Raw genomic sequence first — 16,720 nt, 5'->3', positions numbered from 1 at the left:
ACTTCCCCGCATCTGGTCGGCACAACGTAGGCTTTATGTGGTCGCGATACCGGGCCTGGGCTCCCGTCGCATCGTGGGCTGGTCGATGCTGGTGAGTTGTCCTCATCACTGAAATTTCAACGGCCGACAGTACGACCGCGCATTTCAGGATCCACTGCTCAAGCGCTTGCAGACCGCAAGGCTGCTCAGCTTGAGCGCCCGCCTACCAGCAGGCCCATGGAACATGGGGAACGGGTGAAATAGCCAAATACTTAGCCGCAATGAGTTCCTTGGTTTTGCATAAAATCTCATAAAAATCATGGGCTTACACTGTTTTAGTGATCCGCAAATTTAGGCGCAATCTTTCACGCTCAGAGGCCTTTCATGCTGTCGCACTTTGCCTTAATTGCTGCCGTAGTTGATGTCGCACTTCCGGGTCGGAAAGCCCGGTGGTGCCGTCACAAGCTACCAAGTTGCTGATAGCGAGCGGAGGCCAGTCCTCAATGTCATCGTCCAGGGCGATCCAGTGGCGCGGTTTTCTCCGCTGCACGTCTGCCAAGATCTGCATGCCTCGCGGGGTGCTCTGGAACGACGCTAGGTTCCAAGGATCAGCCCCATGGACACGCTTGTGGTATGTGCCGCCGATGAATCGCGCGCGCAGTCGCTCAGGCAGCCGCTGAAGCGTCTTGGCGTAACCTGGGCGAATGCACCAGGTGCTGCTCAGCACCAAGGCCACAGAGGGATATGGCGCCAGTTCCTCTTCCAGAATGGGAAGCCACTCAAACAGCGCATGGCCAGGAGCTTGGTATGGGCTCATGTAGATGCCCTTGCGGGGATGCCAGAGTACCTTCTCATGGTGGACTACGCCATCAAGGTCCAAGTACAGGATCACATCCGCGCTGCGAGGCGTGGATGCCGGTACATAGGGCGCGTTGTGACCAGAAGTCATCGCATGTGCGTCACGCATAAGGGTAGCTGTTAGGCGGAGTCTGTAGCGGATGGTTGCGCGCTAGACCCATGCTACCAAGATCCTTCATAACATCCAGGGGCAGCCGGCAGCCGGCAGCCGAATACCGGGACGGCGTTCACGAGTCAGTCGCTCAGCCAAGCACTCTTATCAAAGCCCTGCAGATTTCCAGGCTCTTGGGCCGTGTGCTGGATGATCGCGGTGAGGGCCATGATGCCGTTCTCTGAACGTCAGATGGAAAGAAAGCAATCACTATCGCTATTCGCTTCCCGAATGCCTTTCTTGACGTGCTCGAGAAGCGCGTTCAGAGCATCGATCAGTTTGGCCAGGACGCAGTAAGCGGCGCTTTCTGGATCGCATGGCGATGCGCCAAGTCACCTCTCACTTAGTTTCAGGCCGTTTGACAACACTTTGATAGTCGGCATCAGCATAGACCTCCCGGTCGCTTCAACTAAAATCGCTGAGAAAATCTCCTCTCCAACAAAGAGCTAGGAATTTCAAAATATTCGTGAGGAAGAACTCCAAATTTTCTCATTGTCTCCAAGTAAGCAAGTGGTCGTCTTTTATCCGACTGATCCGAGTACACTGAGCGGTGAAGCAGAGCGGCCAACACCGCACGGCCATTCATTAAGAAAACCCGCTCTGCAGAGGTAAGGAGATCGTCGGCTACCGGATGGAAGATTTTTCCTAGCCCTGAAGATAGCGGATTAGCACACTGCAAACAGTATTGCAAAGTAGCGACGCCTTGCTTATCCGGCCCCGCGTTAATCATTGTATCTGGGAGAGTGACAGGTGCGCTGCAGTGAGCGCAGACGTCCTCTAGCAAGCAGTCGTGAACAGGACACCATCGCCACGCTTTAAAACGCCAATGCAGCGGGAAAAATTTACAACCAGGCTCTTCCAGACAAAGTGGACAGTATCTGTAGCGGGCTTTACGGCATTCAGTCCACAGTAGAAAATTATGCCCTAATGGATCAAGACTTCGCAGCCCAGCAAAGATGTGCTCCGCGAGCGCAAAGGATGACGCGGGCAACCCAGAGACTCTAGAAATCTTACAAATCGCGCCTCCAAAAACTGTTATGTCTGGGTCGCATCTAGTTGGAACTCCAAGATGTGACTTCAAGCTCGGTAAATTTACAGCCTGACTTAGCGCGGCGCGTGTAAGCCAGGATGCCGGGCTTTCGCCACAGCAAGTATCGGGCACACCAACCAATTTCATAGAGTTTCCTCGAACAGGCTCTTCTGCCCGAGTGCCGCGTGCCGGGATTTCAGCTGTTCAAGCTCACGTCGGCCGAAGATGGAGCCGTACATACCCAGTGCTATGCTTCTGTCCTGCGGTGTGACAGGATGGACAATGACTTTGATGAATGCGGCAGCCGCGACTACCGGAGCAAGTTTTTCACCGGCGTATGGATACTCGTTGGACCAAGCTTGAAGGCGCACCAAGCCTCGTGCAGCGATGGCTTTTGCATAGCCAGGTGATAGGCACTTGGCGAGCGCTCCTGCGCTTGTGGCAGCCCATGGACCATGGAGCAAGCCAAAAGCATACAGTGTGTGTATCAGACCATCCATGGATAACAAACCTATGCAAGGATGCAAGCTAAATTCCGCGAGTACTTGCGACAGTTGTTGCCTGTAGAAAACCCCATCAAGCAACCGCTGCACCTGCAGCTGTTTTCCATCTGCGACAGAGGTACCGGTTCGGCCAAGATGATGTCCACAGTGACCCCATTCCACTGATCTGCGGTCCCATCGAACTGCAGATCCGCAGCGAAGGCACTTGTCAGTGAAACCAAGCCCATGCTTAACACAGCAACTCGACAGGCCAATGTCCCAATGCGCTTTGAGATAGCCACTTTCCTGTATGCATAGAGCGCATAGCTGAGGACGGCTCATCCTCAGCAGCCCAGCAACTCTGAAAACATGCCCGTAGCATCGTCTAGGCACTCCAGGTGCAACGGTAGCAGCAATGGGAAGCCTGTAAGCAAGCCTTGAAGCATCCACACCAAGCAATGGGGCCAGTTTTTGTGCATGGACCGCATTGAACCTTACAGAGCGCCCTATACCCAACATCTTTCGTAGCAAGTGCAACTTGCCTCCATTGGTAGTCACGACACGCAGGCAGAAACCAAGACCAGATTCATCATCGAATAACTCTTGGCAAAATGGAAAGGGAAGATCAAACAAACGGATTACCTCGCACTGCCCCCGCACCAAAAACACCTTGAAAACCACGCTGGAGCGCTTTTCTATCCACTTGCCGATCATTGGAGTCGTAAGCAATGAGGACTGCCTCGGTAACTAAGCGCTTGAAAGCGCGTAGATTTCCCTCGCTGGCCATGTGCAAACGCATAGCCATCTGCACATCATTCATACAGGTCAGATCGAAAGATTGACATTGTTTAACGAATCCCCGAACAAATCCCACCCAATTCGCATCAGCGATGAAGTTATCCATACTCTCACGGCCACTAACGCGTGATGAAAGGTGGGGCGCCACCTCAGGCAAGTTGTCGAGTTCAGAAGTGCCAGCTAGAACCAGACTCAATTTACATTCGTCCACCAGCTCTCTAAGAAACTCGGTAGCATCGTTCTCCCATTCGTTGCTCATCTCGGAGCGCCGCTGATACAGCAGGTGCTGAGCCTCATCGAGCCAGATCAGCCTCGTTTTGTAGTTCTTGAGAGCGTCGAACAGGAGAGATCTACGCATGTACAGCTGCCGTGCTGAGCCCGAATTAAATGGGTAGCGGATCGCGTTGAGGATGGCTTGGACAAGGTGAGATGTCCTTGGCTTATTCTGCACCCGAACACTAATAGCAGCCATACCTTGCGCAAAAAGAGCTGAATTCGGCAATGATGCACGAAAATACTCAAAAGATGCCGTTTTTCCGACACCCGAAGGACCGACCAGTCGCATTCCCTGTGGCATATTAAACTCAGTGCCTAGCTGAAATAGCCTGTCGAGCGACGTGAGTGCTTGAACTGCAGCAGGAAATAGCACAAATGTCCGATCAACAGATTTTGCCACACGCAATGCATTAACCGAATATGTAGCCAACCTGCGTGCCTCAAGAAGTTCATCATCAGAAGCAATCGCATCGAATTGCATCGACTGATCAAAGTATTTATTTTTACCGCTATTTTCCATAGTCAAAATGAAAATGTTTCAAATTGCGGAATGTCTTTCTCAGACAACTTGTATTCCGACTCTGACAGCAACTGAGTTGCGCTCGTCTCCTTCGAGACGGATTGTGCGGAGCTTGGAGACATCACTTTGTGTGAAGTCAGGTCGGCATACCGTCCCGCCGTCAACGCGTCAACTCGGCCTCGCCGACTCGTTGCATCGAGCCAGTGGTCGTGCAAACGCTGCCGGGCGCGTGCAAGTGAGTCCATACGATCGACGGACTGAAGGTCTTCTTTAGCGAACTTTCTAATCAAGCGATGTTGATTGAAACTAAGGCCACTAGCATATTGCGGCCAACGACACTGCGCTTCATGCCATGTCACACCATCTGGATCTAAAAAATGCAATGTGGAAATATCATCAGGATCCCATTTGCACAAGAGCTTCAATTTACTTCCATGCCTCTTGAAAACGTCTTTAAACGCATAGCTACCGTAGGGCAATCCAGTGAATTCAATTCCGCCCTGATTCACAGTCAGCATCCTGGACATACCTGCTGCTAGCCGTAGCTGATCTAACGTCCCAGGATAGCGTGCTGGTGGCACACGTTCAATTCCTTCTTGAAACAAAGTAAAAGGAGTCGCCATCTTTCGCCAATTTGGCTGATGCGGATATACATCGACAACAAACATCAGCAGACCGTTAATCAAATCTGTGAAGGTGATCGCAGCATCTTTGTAGGGGTCTATCCTTAGTATGCTGCCTACAGACTTTGTCACGCGACCCTTGGTCAAAGTCAATGTATTTAGCGTGCTAAAAAACCGCTCTACGTGAGGTTTCAGCCAAGGCGTACGAACACGGCAAAACATCAAGTCTACGCCGAGACTCATTGCCATCGTTTTGAAGCCAAATGAATGAAATTCAAGACCGTTATCTATTACCCATTCGTCACCCAACCCGCAAGATAGCCATTCATTCTCCAACTTCAACGATTTAATCATGTCTGCTTTAGGTTGCAATGCATTGCGAACCACTCCGCAAACTGATGTTAGCCCCGGCCCATAAAAGGAGATGTAAAATCCAAGAATATAGCCAGAGAAAGCATCAATCATCACTGTTAGCGTGGGCCTCCCTAGGGGGAGGCCTGTTCTGTCACAGATCACAACCCAATTGAGTGGCGTATGGTCGATTTCCACTTTCTGATAGGGATAGGTAGCCACTCCCTCAGGGAACGCGCTGCGACACTGCATTCGCGCTTGCGTGGGGCCCTGTCGCGAGGCGATCCTGTGATAAAAATCTACGTCTTTGATACGGCGTGCCACTGTTTGGTAACTCACCGCCGCTTCGTCTGACTGCAGAATTCCCTGCTGATAAGCACGCTTGAGTGCGATTTCCAGCTGCCTGTGAGCATGCTTGATTGATTGCTGTTTCGTCGTGAAGTACTCGCGCTTGAGCACTTGCCAAACGATCTTTTCAGCCTCGTTCCTCAGTCGCTTGACCCTCTTTCCCACCCTGTGCTTATCAACAATAGCCAGCGGGTTGTTGCCGCTCCTTTCATAGTTTCGCACCCACATCATTACTGCAGATGCAGAGGGTGCTTTCTCCCCTCTAAATTCGGCAAATTTTTTTATGGCCAGCGCCACCTTTGCACGTTGTCCCTTCGAAATGCGTAAACGCCTCAATTGCTTGATGTACGCAAGACGCTGCTCTAACCCTTTGCGTTCGTGCTCTGTCAGTGAAGCCAAGTCAACGAGCGCTGGCCACAGATCGGGCCCGCGGGGTACCGGTTCTGAGCTATGTTTAATGAGCTGATATTTGCCATCGTGAAACCCGCTCACCAGTTGAGCCGCTGTGGCCGTAAAGGATCTACGAGTGATGACATCCTCAATCAGGTACTCGCTTTTGTCGAGTTCACGGACCAGCTCAAGCGTTCGTTGACCCTGCCTAAATGTCAAGCCAGCGACCAAACTGAAGTGCATGGCACGCTCCTTCCTCACCAACATTCGGCAAGTACACCAAGTCCTTAGATTCATAGCGCAGATCAGCGCCAAGCATCAGTTGCCTATGGGCTACCAGATACAAAATCACTTCAAGGGGCACGCCAGCCTCTCGGAGCGACATGATGCTCACGGTACCGCCAGCCTCTGCAACCATGGTTTTAGCCAACTGCTGGTCAGCAAGTCGGCAGACACCTTTCGCGTAGCGCCTGATGATCAATGCTCTCTCCATCAAGCCGCCATGCCGAAGCCTCGTGTCTCGAACAACGAAGAACAGCATTCCACGCTCCGCGAGCTGGCGTCGTGCGTGAGCGAACAACTCCTGGTAGGAGTCCACGAATTTTTCGGGCTTGACCTCGACGACAGCACAGGACCCATCTGCAAACTTCACCGCAAAGTCTGGGGTGTAGCTTGATGCTTTCAGGCTGAGCTTGAAAGGCTGCGCTTTGATAGCCCTGGTCAAGGTGAACAAAGCCGCACAATGCACAAAGTCGCGCTCGACAGACGAATCCGCCTCGATGGCTTCGTCTTGCAGGTGAGGAAGGTTTAGCAAGCGCACGGTGTGCGCGGGCGAGCGATGCACCACCTTGCGGGTAGCAGGTTGCATGTTTTCTCCAGACAACAGAATATCCTCCAACCTCATGCTTGAGGTCGGATTTTCTTGACAACCGGAGAGTGCTGGGTAGACTTAAGTTTGCGGCTGATATTTTTATCAGCACTCTGGCCGGTCAATTTCTTCGGGGATTGATCGGTTTTTTTTATGTCATGGGACGCTCCTGTAGCAGTTTTTGTTGGCGCCGATGAAGGTGAACATCGTTCACAAAGGCAGGGATGACCTCGACCTTGGGATGCTCAAGCATGCCCAAGGCGATGGCGATTTCGTAACTTTTCCCGCGCGACGCCTTACTTTTGCCTGCCAGAACGGCGTACACCAGTGCCACAGAGAATCCGCGTGCGAGCGCCCACTCTCTGACGGAGACACCGTGCAAAAGGAACTGTTCTCTGATCACTGACGATGCTTGTTTCACTTTTTCTCCAACTTCCTTCAATTCTATGCAAATTTTTCAAAACTTATAGAAGATCATGAAGTCGAAGATATCAAACATAAGAGATGGGGTAGCTACAAGACTGCGTGAAGCACGAGAACTTTTAGGCCTCAAACAAGCGGAGCTCGCAACCCTGACGGCCATCAGCCGCTCAACGCAGATTGCCTACGAAAAAGGCACTACAGAGCCCACAACTGGATACTTACAAGCAGCGCAGCGGGCTGGACTCGACATCGACGCAGTTCTGTTTGGACCGAGGGAAGAGATTGATCATGCGGCTCCTCCCCCAGCGCGCGGACAACCTGACTGGGTACTCATCCAAGAGTGCTGCGACACAGTGGACTTCTTCTGTCTACGCTTTGCGCCGACCTGTCCGGCCAGCTATCGCTGGAAGCTGATCAGGCAGCTGTATGAGGCGCTTTCTGCTGCACTCTTGCAGGAGCCAGAAGCACCACAACCACCGTCTTTAGAGGTACTTAGCAAGCTGTGGGCCGACTATGGAAAGTGATGTGCACCTGAGCGTAGAGGCGCAGAAGTTGTGGAACGCGACCCTGAAGTCTTTGAAACAGATGCGTGATCCGCGCAAGTCCATGCAGGACGTGATGAGCTTTCACGCGGCCTCCGTGGCGTTCTATGTGCCTAGCGCCAAGCTCTCTTCCAAGCAGTGGATCCGTCGTCCTCTTGCATGCTGGCGACTTAAAAAGCTGCAACATGACCTGAAGGTCGCTCCAACACCACTGCTACTTGCCAAGGCCGATGACCTGCTGAGCAGCATCGAATTTAATTCGCGACGCCTAGTCCCGTCGCAACGGCACCGGATTCGGCAGGCCTGCGTTCGCAAATCCATGGCGCCGCGCACCATGCACCTTGCGTTCACTGCAGCAGGAATTTTCCAGACAGCAAACAAAGTTCACATGTACAGCCTCCCAAATTGGCTGCATGTCTGCGCAGGCGCGCTTCGCAATGTCGTAGGTGCTCTGATACCGATACTGCTACTGGGGACAGCGTGGTCCATCGTTGCCAACGGACAGCTCGTACGAGAGACTTTTGTCCTGGGATTTTTGACCATCTACACAGGTTGGATGACATGGGCGCTGAACGTGATCGGCCCTCAATGGCAACACGCCCAGAACATCCGTATGCAACTGGGCCTGCAGCAGATCTGCAACACCTGAGAGATGCTGCGTACGGCGTGCGAGGACATAGATCATCCATGAAAGCCACTTTGCTCGCATAAATTGGGCTGATCCCAACCAACCTCATCGTATGAAGAAAGCAGCCCGAGGGCTGCTAAGCATCAGACACGGGTCCCCCATCAACTGGCCTGCATACATCTCCACCGACACTGCCTGCCAAGCCGCCAAGCTCCAGCGATAGAGAACATCTCAGATCACTGTGCGGCACCTGCTGGGGAAGGGCCATGCTTGCCTTTTCGGTGGCTTGCGTGTAGATTGTTAAGTAAATTCTACAAACAATTTACTTAACATTTTTATGACCACACCTTCATTGATCCAGCTCACTCTTGACACCTTGCGTTGCACCCAACGAGACCTGGCAGCCAAGCTGGGCGTTTCACCAGCACAGGTTAGCAAATGGAAGAAGGGTGAGTACATGTCAATCGAGATGAGCCAACGTTTGCGTGCTCTAACAGGGATCGGCGATATCGATCCTGACTTCATCTTGCTCGCTGGCACGATGGAAGACGCAAAAAAATGGCAACTACTGATTCGCCACTTGGCTGACACCGCTGTCCATTCAGCCGAAACTGGCTACGAAACGGTCCCCCTCACAGAGGATATTCAAGAAGACTCGTGCCCTATTTTTTTTGACACTCTTAAGGCTCTACAGGATATGGGCATAGAGATTCCTAGCCAGTACCCTGAAGAACTGGACATTAATTTCCAGAATGATGAGCAAGAAGAATTAATTTACAAGAACAATATTGTATTTATAATTAACGAGATATTCAACTCACTTAACAATGTCTATGGATTCTATTCCGCATTCGTTTCAGGAATCATCTACGACGAAGATCTAGATCTGATAGATACCCCAGTATGGGAACTGGAAAACGACATGCTAAGGCTAGCAGCCTCAAAAATAGAAATAGACAAAGACCTGACTCCAGAATTCATCAGATTCAAATGGACTATCGAGACGGAAGTTGCAAAAAAACTAAGTCTTCTTAAGGAGTATGCGTTTAAATCATGTATTCCACTGAAAGCAGAGTTACTTGATCTAGCATATGCTTCACACGATGAGCTTGGTCGAGAGGCAGATGCTCATAGTCTAGGCTTCACAAGAAATAAGATTCATCCAGATATTTACCTAAATGAGCTACTGACGGGCATGCGTGTAATACACCAAGTCCTACCAGTAATAATGAAAAAACTCGACATCTATGAAGACTTTAAAATAGACACATCAGAGTTGAGTGCAGAGCGATAAGTAATGCACAACATATCAGCCAAAGCATACTATGGATTCTCTCGGAATTTTTTGGCTGATTTTTTACACAGGTGATCGTGGGATTGCAGCGCTCGCCAAACTCCGGCCATTTCGGGAATCCGAGTCTTGTGACTACGAGCAATCAAAGCTGACTCGTTGAAGAGCGAATAACTCTCTAGAATGGGTCTACAGAATCCCTTTCTTTACCCACCAATCACTTACAACTTGTTGATTTAATTGATGTAATTTTTCATAAACAAGGATTCACCAAAGAGCACTAGGGATCACTATCAATGGCAAAACCATAATAATTCTCATGCGTCTGGAAGGTCTTGATGAATTCTTGAAGTTGCACGCAGCCATACGCGACTCTGAATAATCCCGCAGCATGTCTCATGAATTTTCGCTTAATCTGGCACCTTACCAAAATCCACGCTTCTCCAAATTTTCGAACAGATCTGATAAAACGTTGAAAGAATCTGATTCAGTTAAAAGCTGCTGAACCTCAACTGGAGTTTTTTCGCGCCTGCCAGAGAACCCATTTGCACGTCGCAGAACCTGCTCGACCAGCCTGGTACGTGGCACAAGCACGTAATGCACCTCACAATCCATTCCTTCAGCAAGTCGCGCCAAGGTATTGAGTGTAATTGTTCCGTTGGCTTCAGCTTGCTCTAACTTACGCACACCTTGAGCGGATATAGCAAGGCGGCGCCCCAAAGCACCCGAGCTCATACCCAAGGCAAGCCTTATGGTCTTTGCCCATCCACATCTTGGCGTCGCACTTCGCTGCATTTTTGCAAACTCGCCAAACTGGCGATCTAGTTCAGCAAGGCGAATAAGATCTATTCTATTTTTCAACAAATTCAAAACCCCTCTGCATTGGGCAACAGATTGGTTGCCTGCATCATTCGGTCAGGCAACTCACGGCTTCCTGTTACTTGATGCGCGAGCGCGCAAGACGCAACCGCTCGCCGTACTGCGCTATCTTCGCATGCATCACTTGTGCACGAGACCAAATAGTCTCATACGAACGGATGAACGATCATGCTTACAGTTGAGAAAAGTCTTCTTGGGAAATTTGATGAACACGAGCTTGCCAAGTGCATCAGCGCCCATGGCTGGCAAGCAGCCCTGCCTGATGCCTTGAAGGACCACCAGTTGCTCCTGCTTTCAGACCAGCTCCGAGACCTGCTGGCGGGCAAGGGATGGAACTCAAAGCATGGCGATGGTAGTGCCGCCCTGTCTTTGGGCCTTCTGCTCTTGTCCAAGGCAGGTGCTTCCCTGCCGGAGGATCTTTCCAGAGAAGCGGATATGGCCAGTTTGCACGAGGTCTTGACGCTGCTGAGCATCTCCGTAGACCATGAAATAGTCAGCAGACTACTTCGTCGAGAAGATGGGACATCGGGGGCAGGATTCATGCAAAGCCTGCGCGAGCTTGTTCAGCTGAACTCACTCACAGAGCCATTCTCCATGTGATCCTGCACCATGCGTTGAAGATCAAGCTGTACTGTATCTGTGATCAGCTTGATCGACGCCTCGTCCAAGTTAACGCAGTATGCAGCTGCGATGAGCGTCAATGGATGAATTTGCAAGCTTTCGGCCAATGCCTCAATAACGCGAACGCTCGGTATCTGATGGCCTTGCTCAACTCTGCTCATGTGACGCCTGCTGGTTGCCATCAGCATGTCCTCTTGCGTCAAACCGCGCAGGGCACGCAGCTGTCGAAGCGCGTGGCCAAAGTCGGCTCGAGTGGGAACATGTTTGCGAGGCTGCATCGCCTCGATTTCCGCCCAGTGAGACCAAAAAGACCACGACCAACTAGTCTCATCTAAGGTTTTGCTATGTCCCTGCCATCAATCGCAGCCCCCATAGTTTTCCTTGACTTCGATGGGGTGCTGCACCCTGAGTTCTGTCACGAGTCAAAGCACTTCTGCTGCCTGCCGTTGATGGAAGATCTCCTGCGTCAAGCGTCGACATGTTTGGTGGTGATTTCAAGTACCTGGCGCTTGCAAGCGCCAGTTGAGAAGCTTCGAAAGCACTTCTCACCAGACATCGCGGACAGAATTTTGGGCGTCACCCCCCACTATCCCGAGCTGCGTGATGTTCCAAACACTTTGCTGGGCTACCACCGTCAAGCTGAATGCCGGGCTTGGCTGTGGGCTAACAATTCAGCCCACCTGCCTTGGCTGGCAGTGGACGACCGTCCTTGGCTGTTCATGCCATTTTGCGGCTCCCTGTTCGTGACCAACGGCCTCGAAGGCGTTACTGAAGGCGTCGCACCACAGCTTGCTGCTCGCCTTCATCGGCTCACCAGCTGATGACATCCACACTGAAATGTGGCCGCATAGCGCCTGCACTCAGACACCGTGATCTGCTGAAAATTTAATCACAACCTGCGGATAGTTCAACACTCAGTGAGAAGCGGCGGGAAGAGTTCAAAATTCAGAGGGTTTCCAGCCGAGGAGTTCAAAACTGAGAGGCAAAAAGCGTTGTCGAGATAAGGACCTGCGTTCGCCCCGCTGAGCGTGTGAACCTTTCGATATCCCTCAGGGATCTGCCATAGAAGGTGCAAAAAATGCAGCCGCACCGAGGTGATCCAGTGTCGATGTTCACCGAGGGTTGTCTCTGCACATGAGGCAGATCAGGGACTTACATGTACCTGGACCGCCCAGTCTGGACCCGCTGTGACTCTCATAGCGAGTTGAACTTTTCGCAACTCCTGACCTGTCGGAGCCTGGGAGGGCGTCTTACCGACTGATTCGATGCTCCCACAGAGATCCGCTGCTGCGCAGGGCGCAGGGCGCAGGGCGCAGGGCGCAGGGCGCAGGGCGCAGGGCGCAGGGCGCAGGGCGCAGGGCGCAGGGCGCAGGGCGAAGGGCGAAGGGCGAAGGGCGAAGGGCGAAGGGCGAAGGGCGAAGGGCGAAGGGCGAAGGGCGAAGGGCGAAGGGCGAAGGGCGAAGGGCGAAGGGCGAAGGGCGAAGGGCGAAGGGCGAAGGGCGAAGGGCGAAGGGCGAAGGGCGAAGGGCGAAGGGCGAAGGGCGCAGGGCGCAGGGCGCAGGGCGCAGGGCTCGCGAATGTAAGCCATGGGATAGGCACCTCAAAACTTGGCATTTCTCGGCCCTGATCACTCGCCAGGCAAGTTCAGAGTGCAAAAATATTCATTTAAATCAATGACTTACGAAGCGAATCGACAAGAAATTAGTTCAAAACTGAGTGAGAAAAGTTCAAAACTCGGTGGGAATCGACAGCAGGGTTTCCAAAAATCGCTCAGACTAGCCAGAAGCGACTTTTGCAGTGCCGAAGATTTCTGCAACCGACTGAAAAACCCGCGGAACTTCGGCTTTAGCACTCAATCCTAACGAGTGCTAATATGAAGGAATGGAAGAAAGGAACTCTGCAATGACAAACGCCTCCGGCTCCATTGCGACCACCTTGGCGCCCGCTAACCCCTGGGCCCTGGTGCCGCCTCTGGGCAATCTGGATGCCTACATTTCCGCGGTCAACCGCCTGCCCATGCTCACCCTCGAGGAAGAGCAGGACTACGCCCGCAAGCTCAAGGAACACAGTGACCTGGACGCCGCAGGGCGTCTGGTGATGTCCCACCTGCGCCTGGTGGTGTCCATCTCGCGCCAGTACCTGGGTTACGGCCTGCCCCATGGCGACCTGATCCAGGAAGGCAATGTCGGCCTGATGAAGGCCGTCAAGCGCTTCGATCCCGATCAGAACGTGCGCCTGGTGAGCTACGCCATGCACTGGATCAAGGCCGAGATCCACGAGTACATCCTCAAGAACTGGCGCATGGTCAAGGTCGCCACGACCAAGGCCCAGCGCAAGCTGTTCTTCAACCTGCGCTCCATGAAGCAGGGCCTGAAGTCCGACGCCGCCATGGCCGAGGACGGCGCCATGCTGCGCGACACGCTGACCTCCGGCGAGATCGACGCCATGGCCGAGAAGCTCAACGTCAAGCGCGAAGAAGTCATGGAGATGGAAACGCGCCTGGCCGGTGGCGACGTGCTGCTGGACCCCTCGCCCAGCGATGATGGCGAGCAGGCCTTCGGTCCCATCGCCTATCTGGCCGACGGCGCACATGAGCCCACGGCCATGATCGAGTCGCGCCAGCGTGACCACCTGGCCACCGACGGCATTGCCATGGCGCTGGATTCGCTGGACGACCGCAGCCGCCGCATCGTCGAGGAGCGCTGGCTCAAGGTCAACGATGACGGCTCGGGCGGCATGACGCTGCATGAGCTGGCCGCCGTGTATGGCGTGAGCGCCGAGCGCATTCGCCAGATCGAGGTGGCTGCCATGAAGAAGATGAAGAAGGCCCTGGCAGAGTTCGCCTGATGGCCTGACGGCCTGGGCTGACAGGCCGCTTCAAGACAAACCCGGATAATCTCCGGGTTTTTTATTGCCCGCAGCCTTTGCGGCCCCCACGCCCCCATGCCCGCCAGCGCCATCTCGCCACTACGCCGCCTCTTCGCCAATGCCTTGGCCACCGCCCTGGCTTCGGCCCTGCTGCCTTGCGCCGCCTTGGCGGGCGACCAGTGGCCCAGCAGCCCCCTGCATCTGATCGTGGGCTTTCCCGCGGGCTCCTCGCCCGACCTCACGGCGCGCGCCCTGGCCGAGCCGCTGGAAAAGCGCCTGGGCCAGCCCGTCATCGTCGAGAACAAGGTGGGAGCAGGCGGCAACATTGCAGGCGAGCAGGTGGCCCGTGCGCGCGACGGCCATACCTTCAGCGTGATGATCAACGGCAACCTGACGATTGCCCGCCTGCTCAACCCCGCTGTGCGCTACGACCCTGTGAAGGACCTGCAGCCCGTCAGCCTGATCGGCGTGGCGCCCCTGGTGCTGGTGGCACCGGCCGGCGCGCCCGAGGGTCGGGCCTTCCTGGAGGCCGCTGCCCAGGCCGGCAGCCGCTGGAGCTACGGCTCGCCCGGCGTGGGCACCGTGGGCCACCTGGGCATGGAGCTGCTCAAGAGCCGCTCCGCGCTCAGGCCCGAGCACATTCCCTATCCCGGCTACCCGCAGGTGTTCAACGCCATCCAGGGCGGCGACCTGCAGTTGTCCATGCTGCCGCCCGCGCTGGCCATGGCCCAGGTCCAGGCCGGCAAGCTGCGCGGCGTGGCCGTGACCTCGGCCACGCGCAGCCCGCTGGCGCCGGGCCTGCCCAGCCTCAAGGAGCTGGGCGTGGGCGATTTCGACCTGGAGATCTGGAACGCCGTGGCCGCGCCCAAGGCCATGCCCGCCGCCCATGTGCACAAGCTGGCCGAGGCCGTGAGCGAGATCGTGCGCTCGCCCGAGATGCGCGCGCGCCTGGCCGCCCAGGGCTGGCAGGCCGTGGGCAGCTCGCCCGAAGGCCTGGCCCTGCGCATGCGCCAGGACGTGGCGACGCTGGGCCGCATCATCCGCGAACAGGGCATACGCGCACAATGATGCGCCCAGTGACGTGCTCTCTTTGACACCCCCATGACCGCAGCCCAAGCCTTTACCGAACTCAATGCCTGGCAGGTCATGGCCTGGGGTCTGGCCTTCTTTGGCGTGCTCTACCTGGCCGGCGGCTGGGGCATGTCGGCGCTCACGCGCTGGCTGCAGCGGCGCGGCGTGGGCCGCGTGCTGGACACGCGCCCGCTCAAGCCCGACCAGTTGCAGCGCGAATGGCGCCAGTCGCTGCATTCGGTGCTGATCTTCGGCATCGGCATGATCGTGCCCTGGGGCCTTCTGCAATTGGGGTGGGCGCGGCTGGAGCCCGATGCAGGCCCCTGGCGCATTGCCATCGAAGTCGTGGTGCTGCTGATCTGGAACGATGTGCATTTCTGGATCAACCACCGCCTGCTGCACACGCGGCTGCTGGGGCGCTTTCATGGCGACCACCACCGCTCCATCGTCACCACGCCGTGGTCCACCTACAGCTTCCATCCCATCGAGGCGCTGATGCTGGGCAACGTCATCCTGCTGCCCATGGTGGTGCACGACTTCAGTTTCTGGTCGCTGGCCTCGGTGCCCGTGCTCAGCCTGCTGCTGAACGTCATAGGCCACTCCAACTACGACTTCTTTCCCGGGGTGTCCGACACGCATGCGCTGGCCGCCAGCCGGCGCCACCATCTGCACCATGCCCGGCCCAATGGCAACTACGGCTTTGCGCTGGCCTTCATGGACCGGCTGATGCGCACGCGCGTGGCACTGCCCGCCACGGCCCGGCCCAGGACGGAATGAGCCGACCGCCTGCTCGCCACGTCCAGCCACGGCTGCCCCGGCTGCGCCACGGGCGCGACCTGCAGTCGCTGGCCTATCTGGTGGCGCTGCCGCTGATCGTGTGGTGGCAGTGGCAGCATGGCTGGAACCTGTGGCTCTACGGGATCGAGCTGTTCCTCACGCTGGGCGTGGGCGTCATCCACCACAACCACACGCATTTGCGCATGTGGCGCGGGCGCTGGGCCAACCGCTTCACCGACTACTGGCTCACCCTGCTGCAAGGCCACCCGACCTTCGTGTTCTGGCCCGCCCATGTGGCCAACCACCACCGCTTCCGCCACGGCCCGCGCGACATGGCACGCACCTACCGCTTCGGCGGCGACCACAACCATCTGCTGGGCTACCTGCTCCACCCGCTGCAGGCCGGCTGGGTGCTGTACCCGCTGTTCCTGCGCTGGCTGGGCCAGCTGCGGCGGCATTGGCCCGGCGCCTTTCGCTACTGCATGGGCCAGTACCTGCTGTGGCTGGGCAGCTGGGCGCTGCTGCTGTCGCTGGATTGGCAAAAGGCCTTGCTGCTGGTGATCGTTCCCCAGTTGCATGGCCTGCACTGGCTGCTGGCCACCAACTACCTGCAGCACGCCCATGCCGATGGCCGGCCACTGACGCGCGGCCAGCGGATGGACAGCGCCACGCCACTGAACTACGCGCGCAATTTCGAGGGCTGGGTCAATCCGCTGCTGTTCAACATCGGCCTGCACACGGCCCACCACGAGCGGCCCCAGGCCCACTGGTCCGAGCTCACGCGCCTGCACAGCGAACACTACCGCCAGCGCGTGGCCCCTGCGCTCAACGAAGGCGGACTGCTACCCTACATGGCCCGCGTCTTCGTGCTCGGCACGGTCTGGCCGCCGGCGCGCACGCGTGCGCAAATGCCTCCCGGAACATACGACTGATACGACCCTGAACC

The 16,720-nt window shown here is 55.4% G+C and carries 18 protein-coding genes and 1 pseudogene; 9 read left to right on the top strand and 10 right to left on the bottom strand.

Going from position 1 to position 16,720, the window contains the following annotated elements; all coding sequences use genetic code 11:
* Positions 1-361: 361 nt before the first annotated feature.
* The 8 genes and pseudogenes from PO605_RS06495 to PO605_RS06470 all read right to left on the bottom strand — a co-directional run bounded on the left by PO605_RS06495 (position 362) and on the right by PO605_RS06470 (position 7,095).
* Positions 362-946, bottom strand: a complete 585-nt coding sequence (locus PO605_RS06495; protein ID WP_012203634.1) for an HAD domain-containing protein — start codon at positions 944-946, stop codon at positions 362-364.
* A gap of 451 nt (positions 947-1,397) precedes the next feature.
* Positions 1,398-2,165, bottom strand: a complete 768-nt coding sequence (locus tag PO605_RS30970; RefSeq protein ID WP_016453758.1) for a TniQ family protein — start codon at positions 2,163-2,165, stop codon at positions 1,398-1,400.
* The gene (locus PO605_RS06490) at positions 2,162-2,518 is read right to left on the bottom strand and encodes a hypothetical protein (protein ID WP_012203632.1); all 357 of its coding nucleotides are present in this window, start codon (positions 2,516-2,518) and stop codon (positions 2,162-2,164) included. Before PO605_RS06490 ends, PO605_RS30970 begins: the two co-directional genes overlap by 4 nt.
* A gap of 234 nt (positions 2,519-2,752) precedes the next feature.
* Positions 2,753-3,214, bottom strand: a pseudogene (locus tag PO605_RS30965) (TniQ family protein); the annotation flags it as partial.
* Positions 3,126-4,094, bottom strand: a complete 969-nt coding sequence (locus PO605_RS06485; RefSeq protein ID WP_012203631.1) for a TniB family NTP-binding protein — start codon at positions 4,092-4,094, stop codon at positions 3,126-3,128. The gene PO605_RS06485 and the pseudogene PO605_RS30965, both read right to left, overlap by 89 nt.
* Positions 4,095-4,096: 2 nt before the next feature.
* A complete protein-coding gene (locus PO605_RS06480; protein ID WP_012203630.1) occupies positions 4,097-6,049 on the bottom strand; it encodes an integrase catalytic domain-containing protein in 1,953 nt (650 codons plus the stop codon).
* A complete protein-coding gene (locus PO605_RS06475; protein WP_016453756.1) occupies positions 6,015-6,674 on the bottom strand; it encodes a TnsA endonuclease N-terminal domain-containing protein in 660 nt (219 codons plus the stop codon). The genes PO605_RS06480 and PO605_RS06475 overlap by 35 nt, the downstream gene beginning before the upstream one ends.
* 151 nt (positions 6,675-6,825) lie before the next feature.
* Entirely contained in the window at positions 6,826-7,095 is a 270-nt protein-coding gene (locus PO605_RS06470) for a DNA-binding protein (protein ID WP_126313170.1), read from the bottom strand.
* 55 nt (positions 7,096-7,150) lie between these two features.
* On the opposite strand from PO605_RS06470, the gene PO605_RS06465 reads away from it, so the two are divergent.
* From PO605_RS06465 to PO605_RS06455, 3 genes are all read left to right on the top strand, one after another.
* Positions 7,151-7,621, top strand: a complete 471-nt coding sequence (locus PO605_RS06465) for a helix-turn-helix domain-containing protein (RefSeq protein WP_012203628.1) — start codon at positions 7,151-7,153, stop codon at positions 7,619-7,621.
* A 1-nt stretch (position 7,622) separates the two neighbouring features.
* Positions 7,623-8,288 (top strand): hypothetical protein, encoded by a 666-nt coding sequence (locus tag PO605_RS06460; RefSeq protein ID WP_225971061.1) that lies wholly within the window; start codon positions 7,623-7,625, stop codon positions 8,286-8,288.
* Between the two features lie 316 nt (positions 8,289-8,604).
* On the top strand, positions 8,605-9,561 hold the full coding sequence (locus tag PO605_RS06455; RefSeq protein WP_012203626.1) for a helix-turn-helix domain-containing protein: 957 nt from the start codon (positions 8,605-8,607) through the stop codon (positions 9,559-9,561).
* Positions 9,562-9,981: 420 nt separating this feature from the next.
* On the opposite strand, the gene PO605_RS06450 is transcribed toward PO605_RS06455, so the two are convergent.
* The gene (locus tag PO605_RS06450) at positions 9,982-10,428 is read right to left on the bottom strand and encodes a DNA-binding protein (protein ID WP_225971060.1); all 447 of its coding nucleotides are present in this window, start codon (positions 10,426-10,428) and stop codon (positions 9,982-9,984) included.
* A 177-nt stretch (positions 10,429-10,605) separates the two neighbouring features.
* Between PO605_RS06450 and PO605_RS06445 the strand changes: the two genes are divergently transcribed.
* Positions 10,606-11,037, top strand: a complete 432-nt coding sequence (locus tag PO605_RS06445; protein WP_012203624.1) for a hypothetical protein — start codon at positions 10,606-10,608, stop codon at positions 11,035-11,037.
* Here the strand turns inward: PO605_RS06445 and PO605_RS06440 are convergent.
* Positions 11,001-11,336: a helix-turn-helix domain-containing protein gene (locus PO605_RS06440; protein WP_080649860.1), complete on the bottom strand. Its 336-nt coding sequence runs from the start codon at positions 11,334-11,336 to the stop codon at positions 11,001-11,003. The two genes, PO605_RS06445 and PO605_RS06440, sit on opposite strands and share 37 nt — an antisense overlap.
* A 66-nt stretch (positions 11,337-11,402) precedes the next feature.
* On the opposite strand from PO605_RS06440, the gene PO605_RS06435 reads away from it, so the two are divergent.
* The 5 genes from PO605_RS06435 to PO605_RS06415 all read left to right on the top strand — a co-directional run bounded on the left by PO605_RS06435 (position 11,403) and on the right by PO605_RS06415 (position 16,706).
* A complete protein-coding gene (locus tag PO605_RS06435; RefSeq protein WP_012203623.1) occupies positions 11,403-11,879 on the top strand; it encodes an HAD domain-containing protein in 477 nt (158 codons plus the stop codon).
* 1,081 nt (positions 11,880-12,960) lie between these two features.
* Positions 12,961-13,905, top strand: a complete 945-nt coding sequence (gene rpoH, locus PO605_RS06430; RefSeq protein ID WP_016450157.1) for an RNA polymerase sigma factor RpoH — start codon at positions 12,961-12,963, stop codon at positions 13,903-13,905.
* Positions 13,906-14,001: 96 nt separating this feature from the next.
* Complete coding sequence (locus PO605_RS06425) at positions 14,002-14,994, top strand: Bug family tripartite tricarboxylate transporter substrate binding protein (protein WP_047470422.1); 993 nt, start codon at positions 14,002-14,004, stop codon at positions 14,992-14,994.
* Positions 14,995-15,027: 33 nt separating this feature from the next.
* Positions 15,028-15,774, top strand: a complete 747-nt coding sequence (locus PO605_RS06420) for a sterol desaturase family protein (protein ID WP_016453752.1) — start codon at positions 15,028-15,030, stop codon at positions 15,772-15,774.
* A complete protein-coding gene (locus tag PO605_RS06415; protein WP_047326051.1) occupies positions 15,771-16,706 on the top strand; it encodes a fatty acid desaturase in 936 nt (311 codons plus the stop codon). The genes PO605_RS06420 and PO605_RS06415 overlap by 4 nt, the downstream gene beginning before the upstream one ends.
* Positions 16,707-16,720: the final 14 nt, after the last annotated feature.

The sequence above is a fragment of the Delftia sp. DT-2 genome (assembly GCF_028401915.1).
GTDB lineage: Bacteria > Pseudomonadota > Gammaproteobacteria > Burkholderiales > Burkholderiaceae_C > Comamonas > Comamonas tsuruhatensis.
The sequence above is the reverse complement of the archived record's forward strand: the minus strand, read 5'-3'. Positions and strand labels throughout refer to the sequence as shown.